Below are 17,415 nucleotides of genomic sequence, written 5' to 3' on the forward strand. Positions count from 1 at the left end.
TATACGAATACCAATATCGTTTTAGCACAATATTAAAAGTAAAGTGGGATCAAAATAAGTAAGCTATTTTACATTTTGTGCCATAAATTAACACAATAAAAAACACTTTCAGTGGTTTTAGAATTAAAAAAGAACACTCTATTACAGACAAGTCATAACATGCTGAGTTATGCTCATTATTATAATTAATCACAGAGAAAAATAATGACACAACCTATTGTTACAAAAAAACAATTAATTGAAATTCTGACCCAATGGCAGCAACAAAAAATTAATAACGAACAATTGCAAGATTGGATGGTCACTCATTTTGATCCACCTGAAACCTTAATTGGAGAAGATGAACCTGAACTAATACAAGAAGCAATGCATGTCATTATGAATGAATATGAATTAGCAAAATTAGATAAGTTCAAACCTGAAGGTTATCAATATGCAATGCAGTTTTTACAATGTACAGAGGATAATTTTGTACAAGTAAGACAGCAATTTATCCATCAAGGGTTTAGTGATTAATTTAAATATTACAGCATCACTAACTTATCGTCGTCACGCACTCTTATTAGCAAATAAGATGATATTAAGAGTGCGTATTAAATAGTCAATTACCTAGGTCATTTACTATTTAAAGTGAATTTACTCTGCACTTTCTCCTGCTCTGCTTTACCTGTTAATAATGGGTTTAATACAAAGACTTGAGCATTAGGTACTTTATTAGTATTAATCAACTCTCGTTTGATAACACGGATACGTTGTTTTGCCAGTGTTGATAGCTCAATACTTGATAGAGATTCACTATCTACAACAGCATGATAAAGCACTTCTTGATAACGCTCCTCTTCCGTTGCTTCTACTTTTTCTTCGCTCCACTTATCTTCTGATTTTTGCTGTTCTATAACAACACTGTTATTACTTTCCTGCTGTAAATTCTCTAATGCCTGAGATGATTTTCGTTGAATATACAAATTTTCTAATTCATCAACATCTTGAATATCTATATCAGACTCAGTTAGGAATTGCTTTAACTGTTGCTCTTTTAATACATAACCTTCAGCTTCTTGATCAACAATCGCCCTTACTTCCAAAACAAGATTTGGACGCTCTTTTAATATATCAGCTAAGGTTTTTAAATTCTCTTTTTGCAGATCATCAAGTTCGCTGTTACCTAGAGAGAATGCAACAGAATTTAATTTACCAACGTCTCCATCTACTAAACCTGCGACAGCAGAAAAAGGAGATATTGCAGCTTTAGTAATTAAATTTGAAAATGTTTTCATTAATACACCTGAAATTTTAAAATCAGGATCATCTAAATTGCCTGATATGGGTAGATCAATATCGATTACACCATCTTTATCTTTAAACAGTGCTAGTGCTAGTTTGATCGGTAAATTCACAGCTTCTTTACTTTTTACGGTATGTCCTAATTCAAATTGGTCTAAAATAACGCGATTATCAGCCTTCAGAGTATGTTTATCAATTTTATAATCTAACCCTAAACTTAGCTTCCCTTTATCTATTTGATAGCCCATAAAACGCCCTGAATAAGGGCTCCAAGTTGTTAGATCTATTTTATTAAATTTAACATTAACATCGGTATATAAGTTGCCAGAAAATGGATTAACTTGCCCTTTAATAAGCATGCTGCCATCATCTTCTACCTTACCTTTAATATCTATATTTGCTCGTTGTGTTTGCTTAGATGAAAGACCGCTAACTTTGCCATTTATATGCTCAACTCCTGTACTAAACTGAGGACGTAAAGATAAATCGGCAAAGAATGCACTACTTTCTTTTAAGCTAACTTCACCGATGCGAATAGGCACAACAGGTTCTTTTTTATCATGTTGTTTAGGCGCTGATTTTTTTTCTTTTGATTGCTTATCTTGCACACTTAATTTAGATAAATTTAAGCTACGATCTTCTCCAACCACCACTCTAAAATACGCTTTAGAAAATGCTATTTTATCAATATCAATAGCCAATGGAGAGGTATTGATCTTCAATGGTTTAATGGATAAATCTTGCCAACCAACTAATCGCTTATTCAATACCGTATCGCGAGTATTGAAGTTATTAATATTAATGCCACCAGCAAATTCACTGGTTATCTCACCATTTTTTTGTTCTTTTAATTTAAAATCTGCATTAACCGATAACAAACCTTTTTCAAGTTTTACTTTAGCAAGTTCACTAATGTAGGGTTGTGCCATAGTCAAATCAACATCATCTAATATTAAATGAGAATTAAATGTAAAAGGTTTAATAACAAGATCACCTTTTACTTGATTCTTTTTCGATTCATTAATTAAGTAATCAATAGAGAAAGGCAACGTTGTAGCAAGATCTTGATTTAATTTATGCAGCTCAACATTAAGCTTTTTAATAGAGATAGTTGATGCTTGCTTAGGCTGTTTATCTAACCAATTAACCTGACTATTTGTCAGAGCAACTTTATCAATCGACCAAGTAAATGGCACATTGTTAGACTTTTCTGCTGTTACTTTTTTTGCATTAATAGGTGTTGAGGCGATCAGTTTATCAGTATCGCTCGCTTTAGCCTGAGAGCTTGTTGCTTCCTTACTTTTATCTAACTCTTTTAAAGGAGACAGCATAGTTAACTGCCCTTGTTTATCTCGTAAAACATTTAGCGTTAACTGATCAACAAGCAATTGTTTAATCGATAATGTTTTTGCCTGTAAATCAAAATGACTTGGACCAATATTAATATGTTGAATATCAATAAAACCATCAGGTAAAGATTCAGAAGTGAACTTAATTTTTTCAACATCAAGCACAGCTTCTTCAACTTTTAATGCTAATTGTTTATCTAATAAGCTCATCTCATACTTACCTGTAACGGAAGCTAAGCCATGAGCTAAATGGTAAGGAACAGAACTTTCAATATAAGGCCAAAATTTATGAACTTTAATACCAGAAACGTTTAGAGAGCCTGAAGAGCGAACCGGATTAAGTGAGATCAAACCTTTCCAATGTAACGTTTGACCTGTACCTAATGCAATATCAAGCTTATATTCACCATCTTCATCAGGTCGAGTTGAAAAATTTTGTAAGTTAAAAGTAATTGGTTTCACTTCATGAACAATTGCAGTAGCTGGTTGATGGTTAGTAACGCTAATACCACCATTTTCAACAATAATATTGTCAATGAGTAAAGGGACAATAGCGCTATCTAGGTTATCTTCTTCAGGTTTAATTTCAGGAGCCGTTGTTACATGTGCAGCGAGTGCTTGTTGTATATTTGTTGAGCCATCTTTGTTGATTGTTAATTCAAAGCGAGGATCAACCAATTCAATTTTTTCAAAAGTAAAAGCAAATTCAAATGCAGAGCGTAAGGTGAAATCAGTATATAAACGACTAAAGCCAATCACTTCGTTTTTATTTTCATCAACAATACTGAGTTGCTCGATGTTTAAGGTAAAAGTATATGGATTGACTTGCACTTTTTCTACGTTTGCTTGCCAGCCTAAATTAGCTTCTACCTGTTCAACTAAGGTTTTTTTAATTAAATATGGGGCTAATAAAAAACCAACAGCACTGTATAAAGAGATTAAGAGTAATAACCAAAATGGAATATGGCGGTAACAATGGCGACTAAATAAGTTTTTGATATGTTGCACAATAAATCCTTTAATTTTACAACTGATATTCATATCACCAAATTATACGGAAGAAATATATAAATAGGTACGATAAAAAAGGAACATTATAGGATTAATAATGAAATATAAATGAGACATCAAATGATTAAGGTGAGCCGTTAGATAAAGATTAAAAAATATAAACTACCAGGATACTTTCTTAATGATTTACTTTTAAATCACACCAATGTTTTATTACAAAACAGTTTCGCCCCGTATTTTTAGCTTCATACAATGCATTATCAGCGACTTTAAATATTTCATTTAATGGTAAATTAAAATTAACAACATCGCTAGGTTGTATCATTACAGCTCCCGCACTTATTGTTATGTGTCCCGCTACCGGGGATGATGGGTGTGTTAATTGTAAACCCTGAACAGCTTGTAAAGTTTGTATTAATTTTTGCTGTAAATCAGAATGATTCATTTCAGACAATAATAAAACAAATTCTTCACCACCATAACGCGCACAAGTATCACCACCTCGTCGACATTGCTCTTTAAGCACTGTAGCCACTTCATATAAAGCAACATCGCCCTCTAAGTGCCCGACTGAATCATTAAAAGCTTTGAAATGGTCAATATCGATCATCACAATATTAAACCCAACATTCTTACGAATACACAACTCTTTATGGTGTTCCATTGCACTGATTAAGCCGCGGCGATTTAATAACTTAGTTAATAAATCAGTATTTGCTTGTTGCGAAAGTATGTCGTTTTGCTCCTGTACGGTTTGCATCAATTCGTTCACATTTTTTGATACTGTAACGAGTTCAGACAACATATATTGATCATTAATTGGTGTGTACATTTTCAAATTGTCATGTTGTTTAAGATCCTCCGCTAACCTTTTCACTGGGTTAATAATAATTATCGATAAGGTAAGATACACAACATAAAATAAAATACTAATCAGAACGATAAAAAGTAAGCTCTGTATATTAAAAATATCGGGAATATGGCTAATACTATGAGTCATCCTTAAAACAGCAACAGGGTTATCAGTCATATCTCTCAACACTATATCTGTGTAAGGTTTAATCTTAATTTTTTCAGTTTTATCATCCCAATTAGGTAGCCTAGATAATTCTTCTTTAGGAGGGATCTCTTGATAGGTAATGTTTGTTAAGGTGTATTTAGATAATTGTTCCACAAACTTATCTTCAATGAGTTGGATCATAACGAGATAACCTCGAAAATCACCATTCATATCAGAATCTCTAATTTGCGTAGTACTAAATATGGCAGGTCCATGTTGGGTATTAATAAAACCTGTTTTCCTTGGTGCACCGTTTTCAGTAATAGCTGGAGGTAGAATACTTTTATTTTCAGGATATTTATCAAAATCATAAAAAGAAAAGTCCATGTCTATTTGCTTAATATGATGAAACCCTTTTACTAATACCGCTTCTAAATCTTTATTTAAATAAAAAATGCCATCAATTTCCATGCTGATAAACGTATTATCAACATTATTTTCTTGAATAAACTTGTCATCGGAAGGATTGTTAATAAAATCGTAAGTTGTTGTCCATACCGCATAGTCAAAACTAACTCGTGATAAAATATTTAAATTACTTGAAATGCTAAAACTTAATGTATCAACCTCTCTTTCTGATAATTTAGCAATACTTTCTTCTAATTTTGGGAGTTCAATAAAATAGCGGTAACTGCAAACAGTGCCAGTAAATAAAATGAATAAAATAAGAAGTAAACGTAGTTGTAATTGATTAAACGTTATTGACTTCATCACAATATATTTGCCTTAAATGAAAATGCTATTAATTGGTACCAATTGTATTAAGCACGAGATCTAAACTTCACGCAGAAAAACAATTAAATTCGAGGCACAAATTGACGTAAAAGGTTGTTTTGATAACGAAATTTATCACAAAAATATGAACAGTTTTAATCAGCCCAATAAATCCGTTATTTACTGTAACCAGTATCACATCAAGCTTTTAACTATTCTATCTCAAAATAGGCAATAAAAAAATATTTCATAGACAAAAAAACATCACACAAAAAACAGTTGTTGATAGCTTCAATTTTTAAGCTAAAAAATAATCAGCACCTTTATTGATAAGGTGCTGATTTTCCTATTATTAACTCAAGTTTTAGTAAATAAAAATCTCAATTAATCTGTCATTTTTCTTGAAATTTAATTGTTCAAATATTATTCTAAACGCCCTATTTATTAGAAAGGATCTCTTGTATATAGCCTAAAAATACAACTCAACTAGTCATAGGAGCTCATATAATGGACAGAAAACCCAATAGAGTCACTGCAATGCAACAAATTATTGATGCTGTTCAATTAGAATTCCCTATTTATCAAGAAGACACATTCAAATGTGGACCAGATAATACTTGTACTGGTTGCCCTAAGAAGTTAATGGAATTAGTGGATACAGAGTTAACTTATTGGCAACATGAAATTAATACAGGGTGTACACCAACGTTTGATGATATCGCCAAGTTTGGAAAAATGTGTAAAAACATTCGCCGCTCTCTTGTTCGTAATAATAGAATCCCCGCTTAAACAAAACATGCAGCGAATAGTTAACTGCTAACTATTCGCGAAGATGTTGCTTTACCCGCTGCAATTCAGATTGACTTAACTCTCCATACATACGAGGGTAAGACCATCCATAACCCCATCTGAAATTAGTAGGAAAAAATGGACTTCCTCCGAACCTAACTCCCACTTTCATCAATAAACCTATTGTTGCTTCATCAAGATCAGACACACATAATTGTAACGCTTTATCTGCCTCAACTCGTTGCTGATAAGTACCTCCTTGCCAATATTTTAAGTCATGCTCATAACAACATTTCTGCCACAAATCATGATCTTCGAAAGTACCATTAGGAAACAAACTGCATCCATCACTTTTAAAAGGCTTTAATGTATCGGCAAATACATTAAGAGAAGATAAAAAAAACACAATAAACAAAACAATGAATTTCATGATCGCCACTTTAATAGATTAAATGATCAAACTAAACGGATAAAATTTTAAGAATAGAGCAATTGAGAGGTAGTAGATAGAGTATAAGCTAACAAAATTACATAGGATAAAAAGCGAATGCTTGTAGCGACAAGCACTCTGCCAAATAACAGTTAAGTATTATGTCTAAATTGAGAAAAGTTAATCAACAAAAATCTGCATTTCCTGACCAATTTTCTTACGCATATCCATGAGTTTTTTGGCTGTATCGTGTTGTTTAATATCTTCTTCTGTTTCAGGTACCCATTGTGGAACATGCTCAGAATGTCCATTCTGATCAACGGCAACCATGATCACTATACAATGTGTTGTTAAACGACGATTTAGAGATTTTGGATCACAGGCATTAACTTCTAATGCAATATGCATTGATGATTTTCCTGTATAAATAACTTTTGCTTCAACTTCCACCAAACTACCAACATGGATTGGAGCAACAAAACGAATACCACCCGCATAAGCAGTTACACAATAACGACCACTCCAACCTGCGGCACATGCATAAGCAGCTAAATCAATCCATTTCATTACCGCACCACCGTGCACCTTGCCACCAAAATTAACATCCTGTGTTTCAGCTAAAAATCTAAGGGTTATATCACGTTGCTGCTTTTTCATAATTATTCTCTAAATACCAAAGGGAAGCTAAACTTAGCTTTTAAAAAGATAATTGGCAAATAATTATTTATTTAATTGATGAACAATTTAGAATATTCAGAGGCTTGTATGCGATTTAAAAGAAATCGATGTAACACGATAATGATGTGATTTATCTTCAATCAAGCCAATTACATCACTACATTTAATAGTGCCTGTTTTCAAGAAGAAGAATACTTAGAAAATAGCAAAACTTGTTTTTACTGCTATTTTTTGACACTTTCTAGGAGATTTATCATCTCACTAGTTAAAGAAAGAAATACTTAATAAAAGTAATTTCTAGATTTTCATACATTTGCAGGGGTCAACATTGAAGTGCACAGGGATCGAGCAACCATCACCATAATAAGTGCAACTCGTATAACCATGAACTAGAACAATAAGGCTCCTTTAAAATATTTTTCTTATCAATACTCAGATACTGCCACTAGCCACTTGATAATAAATAATGCCAAAAAGAGCGGCAAAAATAACTACAGTAACCAATAACTTAGCCCAAATGAATTTCATAAAGCTCCTTACCTATCATTTCAATTGCAATAAATAGCTTATCTATTTTACAGTACATAATTTAGATAAACTATTTATGTGTAATCACTATTATTGTATTTGTTAAAATTTATATCGCGATTATTTGCTGATAAAGATTGGCTAATAAACTAACCTACTAAGAAATTATTTTATTTTAATTTTGTAATGCCAAATAAAACAGCAATTGCTCCTCCTCCCATACCAAGCCAAGCTTGAATAGGGCTATCTCCACTAAGTGTGCGAGTTACTTGAGAGCTAGCAGAGTCGTAAATATTGTAACCCCAAAGAATTAAAGCAATACCAGCAACGATAAGAATGATACCTAAAACTTTATTATTCATACTGACTCCAATGTTATTTATTAAATTAAGAAATAATACTTTGTTTTTTACTATAGCGGACCGACTAAAAACTGCTGAACATCCTTAGCAGGAGAAGGTTTATAAAAATAATACCCTTGTATTTCATGACATCCTAAACCTTTAATAAAGTGGTATTGCTCTAATGTCTCTACACCTTCAGCAATAACGTTTAAATTTAAGCTACGAGCAATCAAAACCATACCTTGAATAATTGCTTTGTTTTTAGGATTATCAACAGCATCTTTAACAAATGAACGATCAATTTTTATTGTATCGATAGGGTATAAATTAATACAATTAAGAGAAGAATATCCCGTACCAAAATCATCTAAGGCAATACTAACTCCGAAGTCTCTAAAACCTTGTAATACTTTTAAAGCGATACGTTCATTTTCAATTAACGAATTTTCAGTAATTTCTAATTGAATATCACTAGGCTGCACATTATAACGTTCTAAAATTTCAATATACGTAGCTAAAACAGCATCATTACGTAATTGAACAGCAGATAGATTAATAGATAAGCGAATATTTGTAAGCCCTAAATCTCGCCAAATGGCATATTGCGAACACCCTTCTTTAAAGACCCACTCATCAATTTGCCCAATTAACCCTAATTCTTCAGCTAATGGAATAAAATGATTCGGTGCAACAATTCCTTGTTTATCATTTTGAATACGAACTAATGCTTCAAAACCAATCACATCACCTGTTTCAGTTGAAACTTGTGGTTGATAATGCAGAACAAAACCATCATTTGCTAATGCATCACGTAAAATATCTTCATTTAAATTACGCAAATTATGCTTTTGCTCTAATAATTTATCGTAAAAAACATAATTATTACGTCCTTGAGATTTAGCTTGATACATTGCATTATCTCCCTTTTGCAGTAACGACTGGGCATCAGTTGCATCTGTCGGATATAAGCTAATGCCAAGGCTTAAGGTCGATAAAACAGGTTTACCTTTTAGCATGACAGGTTTTTTAAGATCATTAAAAATTCGCTCTGCAATATCGATAATGTTCGCTGTATCAAGTACATCAGGTAAAATAATAACGAACTCATCACCACCTAACCTAGCCAGCACATCACCAGAGCGAATTGAATTATTGAGACGCTTGGCTATTTCAATTAACAGTTTGTCACCAGCTGCATGACCTAATGAATCATTGATGTATTTAAAATGGTCTAAATCGATAAACATTAAAGCAAATTTTTTCTTTTTAAGCGCGGACTCTTTAATCGTTTCTTCTAAGGTATCTTGAAATAAAGTTCGATTAGGCAAACCTGTCAGCATATCTGAATACGCTAAATTTTTAATTTTATCAGCTTGCCGTTTTTGTTCTGTAATATCTTCAAATACGCCTCTATACCCATAAAAAACACCTTCACTAATAATGGCTTTTGCAGATAATAATAAACAAACAACATGACCATTTTTATGACGAAACCAACATTCAATATTCGTTAAATCTTTCTGAGCAAGTATTCGTTTAATATAACCCTCCCCCTTTCCAACATCTAATTCACTCACCGTTTTATTCATCAATATATGTGGAGAATAGCCAATAATATCCTCGGAAGAAATAGAGCAGTAAGTGAATTGATGGTGAAGGTTTGTTTCCCATAACCAATTAGAAGTGCTGTGTGCAATATCACTAAAGCGTTTTTCTGCTTTTTTTAAGTCTTGTATTAGAATTTCATTTTTTAATGCGGAGCTGATAACGGCACGTAAATTTTCAAATGCGATGGCTTTGCAATTACTTAAATTAAGGGTCATAAAACCGATACGTTTATCTCGATGAGACAAAGGAAGAACCAGTAATGTATAACGATCTTTGAAAGTTTCAATACCGTCTGGTAATAATTTTTTAGCATCAAAGCTTTTATTTTCTATGTTAATAAGCTCATTATGATGTACAGAAAGTATATTTTTTGCGCTTTGTTTATCAGTATTAACATCATCAAAGACTGAAATATAAAACTCAGATAACTGTAATACATCAATGGTATATTCTTTAATAGTACTAAGATCAAAAGATGAATTGAGGTTATTAACAACAGATCTGAAATAGTTCATATAATATTCAGTCTCAAAACGTTGAAACTTAATGGCTATCTGCTCAAATTCATTTTTTAATGAAATCAATTGTGTGATGAACTTAACTAATGATTTTTTGCTGCGGTTTTTTGAATTATCTAAATAAGCTAAAGTGCTCAGTTGTAACTTACTTGTTAATGCCAACCACAACATAATGTCTTCAGTTTTTAGCGCCTTTTCTAATTTTTGTTGTAACAAGGTTAATAATTCATCGAAATGATTTTTCTGCATTGATTTTTGGTAAAGTGATAATAAAGAAGCAACCTCATTACATGCTATCCCCCCTTTGTATTGCTCAACAAGTCGTTTAAAATAGCCTTCGGTTTCATCATAGATTGGATCGTCCGATAGGTTTAAAGAAACAGAACTAACTTGATTGCTCGCTTTACAATCTTGTAAATGCATTGATGACTCACAGCCACAAGATTGCCTTACAATTAAAGAGGTTGGATTATGTATTTCCGATAGCGCTTTTTTGCCTTCTATTTGAGCAATCAATTCAATGGCGGCAGTACGACCTAACTCAAATAGAGGTTCTTTAATACCAGTTAAGGAAGGTGTAGAAAATGCCCCTTCTAAAGTATCCATAGAGCCAATAACAGCAATGTCTTGCGGTACTTTAATCCCACGGCTTACACAAGCATCAATAATACCTAATGCTTGTTTATCATTAACTGTAATAATAACGTCAACGGGCTTGTTACTCTTATCGAAGAATTTTTCAATACGTGATTTAGCTGACTCTCTAGTTAAATTAGATTGAATGACCATGTCGTGATCAAAAGGTAGGTCATATTCATCTAATAATTTTTTATAAAGGGCAAAACGTTTTTGAGAAGAAGCATGGTATTCAGGCCCCCTCATTAACATAATATTACGATAACCATGTACATGATGAAGGTGGGAAAATAACTCATAAAAGCCCGATTCATAATCGGTTAAGATATTAGTATGTTGCTCAATATAACTGCCTATATTAATCACAGGCACACTTGAGAATCGATCTATAAATGTTTGACTAGCCTGTTCATCTAAAAATCGCATATGCGAACTAAAAGGACTTATGACCCCTGCAATAAGATTGGTATCAACAAGATCAAATACTTTATCGCGTAATAATGTTAACGAATCTTGGGAATTTATTGCCCCACCGCAGAAACCGATAATATTATAATCGTTTTCTTCAGCAACATACGCAGCACCTCGCATAATACCTTCTTGGTATTCAGAGGTCATAGCCCCAACCAAAACCGCAATTGTTGGTCGACCATTTTTTAAAGCCTGTCGTTTATATTCAGAGTTTTCAAGCACGTATTAGATCCCTTTCAGAGCACTATTCTAAACTTATACTTTCATAGTAATACAGTTTTGGTTTACTTGATAAATAGAAAGCGAGTACCTTCATCATTACATGCACAAAGACTCATAACAATGACCAGCTTCACGAGTAAAATATAAACAATAAAAAAGCCAACAGTTAATGTTGGCTTCTAAGCAATTAGGTTCATTAAGTAAGGTACTTTAAATCATTAAGAAATAAGACCAAAATAACGAGGTAAGAATAAGCTAATTTCAGGAATGAAGGTGATCAATAATAATGTCACTATCAGCACCGCACAGAATGGCATGATACTTCTTATTACATCTTCAATTTTTGATCCACTCACACTACAACCTACAAATAATGCAGTTCCTACAGGAGGAGTTGCAATACCAATACATAAGTTAAAGATAATCATCATTGCAAAATGAATTGGATCCATACCTAATGTCATCGCAATTGGCATAAAGATTGGAGTAAAGATTAAAACAGCGGGTGTTAAATCCATAAACATACCAACAATCAACAAGATCACATTCATTAAAATAAAGATGATAATAGGATTGTCAGAGATAGATAACATCCAGTCACTGATCATCGTTGGCAGACCAGTAAATGCCATTGCCCATGACATGATGGTTGAAGCACCAATTAAGAACAACATAATCGCTGTAATTTGTGTTGTTTCTTTACAAATAATAGGGAAATGTGACCATTTAAGTGTTCGATAACAAAGAGACAAGGTAAAGGAGTAGAGCACCGCTATACATGCACCTTCTGTAGCAGTAAATACGCCACCAATGATACCGCCGATAACCACAAAAATAAGGCCTAAGCTTGGGATAGCTTGCCAAACAATTCTTAGTACATCTTTCGTTGTGAATCCACTATTAGCCGTTGTTTTATAGCCTTTTCTTTTAGCAATAATATAAGCAACAAGCATACAACTTAAGCCCATTAAAATACCAGGAACATAACCCGCTATAAATAGTGCAGCAACAGATGTACCACCAGATACAACTGAAAAGACAATTAACGAATTACTTGGTGGAATTAATAAACCAGCAGGACAAGATGCAACATTAACAGCCGTTGCTAGGTTTTTATCGTAACCTTCCTTCTCTAATTCAGGACCTAAGGTTTTACCTACCGCAGCAGCTGCTGCAACTGCAGAGCCAGAAACGGCACCAAACATCATATTAGCAAAAATGTTAACGTGTAAAAGAGAACCAGGGATCCAACCAACCATCAGTTTTGCGAGGTTGATAAGACGACCAGCAATACCACCGACATTCATTATATTCCCGGCGAGAATAAAGAATGGGATGGCTAACAAACTAAAACTATCAATACCGGTAAAGATTTTTTGGCCAGCAGTAATGCTCGCCACATCAAACGGTAAAATGGAATACATAATGATTAAAGATGACATTGCAATTGCAATTGCAATTGGCATGCTGATCGCAATCATGAATAAAAATAGGCATAACAGCCAAACACCAATGGACAAGTCCATAATTTGAGTCCTTTTTGAATTTAATTTTTATTAGGTTTACAAAAAAGTTCAATCGTATTTAATGCCAAATAAATGAGAATAATAACGGCTGAAATAGGTAATATTGCATAAACACTAGACATCGGTAGTTGTAGTGCAGGAGATAATTGTTGTGTTGTTCTTCCCATCAATGCAAGCCCACCTTTAAGCATTGCTAAAGAAACAAATGCGCCAGAGATAACATTGATAAGTAAATGTAATGCGGTGTGTGCTTTTCCTTTAAGGTAGCCATCTAACAAAGTGATTGCTAAATGTCCTTTAATGCCAAATAAATAACTGGCCCCTAACAATCCAAGCCATACCATCGTATAGCGAGCAAGTTCATCGGTCCAACTACTTGGATCATTTAACACGTAACGACTGAAAACTTGCCAAGTAACGGTTACTACCAGCAACATTAATGCAAAAGAAGTAATAAATAGAATCAACCTATCAAGTAGGTTTCTGAAAGTTGTTAACATGTAGTTATACCTCAAAAAATTTTGCTCCGGAAAAACCAGAGCAAAATTATATTTTTACTAACACTAATTAAAGTGCTTCAATTTTCTCAATGTAGTGAGCTAATTTAGGATCTTCTTTAGCTTTATCAATCATTGGTTTAACAGCAGCTCGGAAAGGGGCTTTATCTACTTCAACAAATGTAACACCTTCTTTGATTGCTTTTTCTTTGTTCATATTATCAGTCTGGTCCCAAATTTTGATTTGCTCATCAAGAGACTCAGCCGCAGCTTCTTTTAAGATTTTTTGCTCTTCTGGAGTCAAAGAATTAAATGAATTTTCTGAGATAATAATTACATCAGGAGTCATTAAATGTTGATCCATAGAATAAAACTTAGCAACTTCACTATGTTTCATTTCAACTAAGCTAGAAATATTATTTTCTGCACCATCAATAACGCCTTGTTGTAGAGCAGTATAAACTTCATTAAATGGAACTGGAGTTGCTTTACCGCCTAATAGATTAACCATTTCCATCATTGTTGGAGAACCTGGAACACGTACTTTCATACCAGCTAGATCTGCTGGAGAATTGATTGCTTTTTTAGCATAGAAACTACGAGTACCTGAATCATAGAAAGTTAAACCAATAAAGCCTTTACCTTTACTTGAACCTAACATTTCTTGTGCAACGTCACTTTTCATGAATTTTCTCATATGTGCAACATCACGGAATAAGAAAGGTAGTGCATTAACTTTAAACGTTGGTTCAAAAGATTCAGCTAAACCACCATTGATTTTAGCCATATCAATAGCACCAGTAACCACTTGCTCTGCCTGATCTCGTTCAGAACCAAGTTGGCCATTTGGGAAAATCTTAATAGTTAATTCACCATTCGATTTTTCTTTAACTTTTTCGGCCATGATCACCATACCTTGGTGAGCAGCACTTTCTAAAGACATCGCATGACCCAGGTTTAACGTTTTAGCGTAAACACTTGGAGCCAGCAATAATGTAGTAATTAAAGGTATCAAGATCTTCTTCATTATTTTTACTTCCTTATTAAAAGTTTTTCTATATCAACTATCGATTAGCTATCATAGCCGCTCAATCTATTGTGAAGTGAGTGTTGGATGTTCTACAACAATGCCTGCATATTACAAAGGCTAATGACTATTACAATCAGAAATTATTTCTGTATGACATTGGTCACGCTCACTCATTAGAAAATCAGACCTTTATCACTATTAGTTTATTTACACGTCAAACATCAACATTAACTCTCAAAGCTATTCCTAGTTAGTTAGTTAATAATGGCAGTATTTTTTAATCAAAGTGAAGATTTTTTAGCGTAATTGTCAATAGCACTAAAATACTAAAAAATAAGCACATGCCTAAGTTGCTTAGATTAACGGCAACATTTGTAAATAAAATGTGCTAAAAGTTCATTCTCACAAAATTCAGCTTTACTCCTAATATAAAGAAGGTTCAAATCATCGCGGGTCAAATTTATCTGAACTGGAACATAGCCTTCAAATTTATTTAAATCCTTCTAAATTAAAATCATTTGGTGATATAGTTTATGCAGTTCCATTAACAATAATAAGGTCACACCATGTTTAATAAAAAAATGTTTAACGCTATAGATAATAAAGGCTTAAAAGTAGCCGCATTAGCGTGTTCTTTAGCATTAGTAGGTTGTGCAAACACTGCACCTGAAAATAATGCTGAGCCTATACAAGTTCAAGCAAAAGCTGGTACTCCAGCAAGCAAGTTTGATCTATTAGGCTGGACAATTAGCGTACCTGTAGATCGTGATGGTGATGGAAAATCAGATCAAGTTAAAGAAAAGGACTTAGCTGCAGGTTACACAGATAAAGATTACTTCTACCTAGCTGACGATGGCGGCATGGTGTTTAAGTCTCCAGTTAAAGGTGCTAAAACATCTAAAAACACAACTTATACTCGTTCAGAATTACGTGAAATGAACCGTCGTGGCAATACTTCATACGATACTAAAGGTGTAGGTCCTAACAACTGGGTATTTTCAACTGCTCCTCAAGCAGATCAAGATGCGGCAGGTGCTGTTGATGGTACATTAGATGCAACATTAGCAGTTAACCACGTAACAACAACGGGTGTTAGCTGGCAAGTAGGTCGAGTTATCATCGGCCAAATCCATGCAAACAACGATGAGCCAATTCGTCTTTACTACCGTAAATTACCTAATCAAGAAAAAGGTTCAATCTACTTTGCTCATGAACCACGTGGTGATGCAGCAGAGCAATGGTACAACATGATTGGTAACTCATTACCTAACTACTGGGAACAAGATGCAACACCAACTGAACCAGCAGACGGTATTAAACTTAACGAAAAATTCAGCTACCGTATTCAAGTCACTGGTGATGAATTAGCCGTTACAATCATGCGCCCAGGTAAAAAAGACATCGTTCAAAAAGTTGATATGTCTAAAAGTAAGTTTAACGAAAGTGGTCAATACATGTACTTTAAAGCAGGTGTATACAACCAAAACAAAACTGGCGATGCTAAAGACTACGCTCAAGCAACATTTTATGACCTAAAAGTAACTCACTAATTTATCACATTACTTAATATAGTAATGATATAAATAGAGCTAATATAAAATGATTAAAGGCTGGTTATCCAGCCTTTTTTATGCGTCTTCAATAAACAGATGCCTATCTATTTTCAATGAGATTCAGAACCGTCCCCCCCTATTGCTAACGACAGTTAAACTCCCCTTACTAGAAAGCAGCTTTATAGTGACTACAAAAATAAAACCACAGTCTGTTATTCATATTTAAGATGGAATAACTTAATCATTAAACAATGAGTCTGACCATACAAATAAAAAACTAACTATTTGATATTTAAAAATTAAATAGCTAGCATGTTATTGGTACTTTTTAAGACAAAATAGTAGAAATTGTATATTCCACGAACTTAGAAGGAAGAATAAAATGGCACAGTCTAAAAAAACAACTAACACCGATGCAAAAGATGAGCATCCAGTGACTGATAAATTACAAGACTCTTTACATAACTCAATTGATACATTAAGTGAAAAAGTAGCTTCAATCGAAGAAACACTTCGAGAAAAAGCACATACAAGTTCAGAAACGCTAGCTGAAAAGCAAGTTGAGATTGAAGATAAATGGAATAGCTCAGCGATCAAAAAATATGCAGCTGAAAACCCACTTGCCACTGCAGGTATTGCATTTACCGTAGGTATGTTGGTGTCATCACTTTTAAAAAGAAAATAATCACAAGGTGTAAATGGGCATGGAGAATCCACAGCAAAACGATACTTTTAACACACAATCTAATGATGAGTTCGATGCTCAAGCAGCGTCATTCAAAAAAACTTATGAAAGTATTGAAGTTTCGTTTGCTAGTAAGGTTGCCAGACTAATTGCATCTAAAAACTTAATAGCAGCTGAGGCTAAACTTAGCCTTAGTGCTATATTACTAGCGCTTGCTATTAGTTTAATATTGGTGATTGTTGCAGTTATTATATGGACACTGCTAAATGTAGGAATTGCTTTAATATTTTATCATTTTACCACTTCTATTGGCCTAACTCTTACATTCTTATTCATACTTAATATTTGTCTTGGTTTATATTTATTTTCACACCTTAAAAACACTTTAAAGTTAATAGGTTTTCCGGCAACCATGTCAGAAATAGAGGGGAGTAAATAACTTGAGGTTTCTGCTAAAAAACGATATCAACTCGGTAGAAAAT

Annotated in this window: 14 protein-coding genes; 5 read left to right on the forward strand and 9 right to left on the reverse strand. The window is 33.5% G+C overall.

Annotated features, from left to right (window positions below; genetic code table 11):
- Positions 1 to 204 precede the first annotated feature (204 nt).
- Positions 205 to 516: a hypothetical protein gene (locus tag E2R68_RS06745; RefSeq protein ID WP_134276734.1), complete on the forward strand. Its 312-nt coding sequence runs from the start codon at positions 205 to 207 to the stop codon at positions 514 to 516.
- Between the two features lie 98 nt (positions 517 to 614).
- Here E2R68_RS06745 and E2R68_RS06750 read toward each other — a convergent pair whose 3' ends face one another.
- The gene (locus tag E2R68_RS06750) at positions 615 to 3,641 is read right to left on the reverse strand and encodes a DUF748 domain-containing protein (RefSeq protein WP_166738824.1); all 3,027 of its coding nucleotides are present in this window, start codon (positions 3,639 to 3,641) and stop codon (positions 615 to 617) included.
- A 181-nt stretch (positions 3,642 to 3,822) separates the two neighbouring features.
- The gene (locus tag E2R68_RS06755; protein WP_166738825.1) at positions 3,823 to 5,415 is read right to left on the reverse strand and encodes a sensor domain-containing diguanylate cyclase; all 1,593 of its coding nucleotides are present in this window, start codon (positions 5,413 to 5,415) and stop codon (positions 3,823 to 3,825) included.
- 510 nt (positions 5,416 to 5,925) lie between these two features.
- Here E2R68_RS06755 and E2R68_RS06760 point away from each other — a divergent pair.
- Entirely contained in the window at positions 5,926 to 6,207 is a 282-nt protein-coding gene (locus tag E2R68_RS06760; RefSeq protein WP_134276737.1) for a hypothetical protein, read from the forward strand.
- 31 nt (positions 6,208 to 6,238) lie between these two features.
- Here E2R68_RS06760 and E2R68_RS06765 read toward each other — a convergent pair whose 3' ends face one another.
- The 7 genes from E2R68_RS06765 to E2R68_RS06800 all read right to left on the reverse strand — a co-directional run bounded on the left by E2R68_RS06765 (position 6,239) and on the right by E2R68_RS06800 (position 14,692).
- Positions 6,239 to 6,637, reverse strand: coding sequence for a hypothetical protein (locus E2R68_RS06765; protein ID WP_134276738.1), 399 nt, complete (start codon positions 6,635 to 6,637; stop codon positions 6,239 to 6,241).
- 180 nt (positions 6,638 to 6,817) lie between these two features.
- Positions 6,818 to 7,294: an acyl-CoA thioesterase gene (locus tag E2R68_RS06770; protein WP_134276739.1), complete on the reverse strand. Its 477-nt coding sequence runs from the start codon at positions 7,292 to 7,294 to the stop codon at positions 6,818 to 6,820.
- Between the two features lie 719 nt (positions 7,295 to 8,013).
- Positions 8,014 to 8,205, reverse strand: coding sequence for a DUF3185 family protein (locus E2R68_RS06775; protein WP_134276740.1), 192 nt, complete (start codon positions 8,203 to 8,205; stop codon positions 8,014 to 8,016).
- A gap of 50 nt (positions 8,206 to 8,255) precedes the next feature.
- Positions 8,256 to 11,642, reverse strand: coding sequence for an EAL domain-containing protein (locus E2R68_RS06780; protein WP_134276741.1), 3,387 nt, complete (start codon positions 11,640 to 11,642; stop codon positions 8,256 to 8,258).
- Positions 11,643 to 11,860: 218 nt separating this feature from the next.
- Complete coding sequence (locus tag E2R68_RS06790) at positions 11,861 to 13,168, reverse strand: TRAP transporter large permease (RefSeq protein WP_134276742.1); 1,308 nt, start codon at positions 13,166 to 13,168, stop codon at positions 11,861 to 11,863.
- Positions 13,169 to 13,188: 20 nt separating this feature from the next.
- A complete protein-coding gene (locus tag E2R68_RS06795; protein WP_134276743.1) occupies positions 13,189 to 13,668 on the reverse strand; it encodes a TRAP transporter small permease in 480 nt (159 codons plus the stop codon).
- A gap of 67 nt (positions 13,669 to 13,735) precedes the next feature.
- Positions 13,736 to 14,692: a TRAP transporter substrate-binding protein gene (locus E2R68_RS06800; protein ID WP_134276744.1), complete on the reverse strand. Its 957-nt coding sequence runs from the start codon at positions 14,690 to 14,692 to the stop codon at positions 13,736 to 13,738.
- Between the two features lie 569 nt (positions 14,693 to 15,261).
- Here E2R68_RS06800 and E2R68_RS06805 point away from each other — a divergent pair.
- From E2R68_RS06805 to E2R68_RS06815, 3 genes are all read left to right on the forward strand, one after another.
- Positions 15,262 to 16,245: a polysaccharide lyase family 7 protein gene (locus E2R68_RS06805; protein WP_243834624.1), complete on the forward strand. Its 984-nt coding sequence runs from the start codon at positions 15,262 to 15,264 to the stop codon at positions 16,243 to 16,245.
- Between the two features lie 385 nt (positions 16,246 to 16,630).
- Entirely contained in the window at positions 16,631 to 16,933 is a 303-nt protein-coding gene (locus E2R68_RS06810; protein WP_134276745.1) for a DUF883 C-terminal domain-containing protein, read from the forward strand.
- Positions 16,934 to 16,952: 19 nt separating this feature from the next.
- Entirely contained in the window at positions 16,953 to 17,372 is a 420-nt protein-coding gene (locus E2R68_RS06815) for a hypothetical protein (RefSeq protein ID WP_134276746.1), read from the forward strand.
- Positions 17,373 to 17,415 lie beyond the last annotated feature (43 nt).

This window comes from Psychromonas algarum (assembly GCF_004376845.1).
Lineage (GTDB): Bacteria > Pseudomonadota > Gammaproteobacteria > Enterobacterales > Psychromonadaceae > Psychromonas.

Coding starts and splice junctions, on each gene's coding strand:
- E2R68_RS06745 (WP_134276734.1), top strand. CDS start 205: ATGACACAACCTATTGTTACAAAAAAACAATTAATTGAAATTCTGACC.
- E2R68_RS06755 (WP_166738825.1), bottom strand. CDS start 5,415: ATGAAGTCAATAACGTTTAATCAATTACAACTACGTTTACTTCTTATT.
- E2R68_RS06760 (WP_134276737.1), top strand. CDS start 5,926: ATGGACAGAAAACCCAATAGAGTCACTGCAATGCAACAAATTATTGAT.
- E2R68_RS06765 (WP_134276738.1), bottom strand. CDS start 6,637: ATGAAATTCATTGTTTTGTTTATTGTGTTTTTTTTATCTTCTCTTAAT.
- E2R68_RS06770 (WP_134276739.1), bottom strand. CDS start 7,294: ATGAAAAAGCAGCAACGTGATATAACCCTTAGATTTTTAGCTGAAACA.
- E2R68_RS06775 (WP_134276740.1), bottom strand. CDS start 8,205: ATGAATAATAAAGTTTTAGGTATCATTCTTATCGTTGCTGGTATTGCT.
- E2R68_RS06790 (WP_134276742.1), bottom strand. CDS start 13,168: ATGGACTTGTCCATTGGTGTTTGGCTGTTATGCCTATTTTTATTCATG.
- E2R68_RS06795 (WP_134276743.1), bottom strand. CDS start 13,668: ATGTTAACAACTTTCAGAAACCTACTTGATAGGTTGATTCTATTTATT.
- E2R68_RS06800 (WP_134276744.1), bottom strand. CDS start 14,692: ATGAAGAAGATCTTGATACCTTTAATTACTACATTATTGCTGGCTCCA.
- E2R68_RS06805 (WP_243834624.1), top strand. CDS start 15,262: ATGTTTAATAAAAAAATGTTTAACGCTATAGATAATAAAGGCTTAAAA.
- E2R68_RS06810 (WP_134276745.1), top strand. CDS start 16,631: ATGGCACAGTCTAAAAAAACAACTAACACCGATGCAAAAGATGAGCAT.
- E2R68_RS06815 (WP_134276746.1), top strand. CDS start 16,953: ATGGAGAATCCACAGCAAAACGATACTTTTAACACACAATCTAATGAT.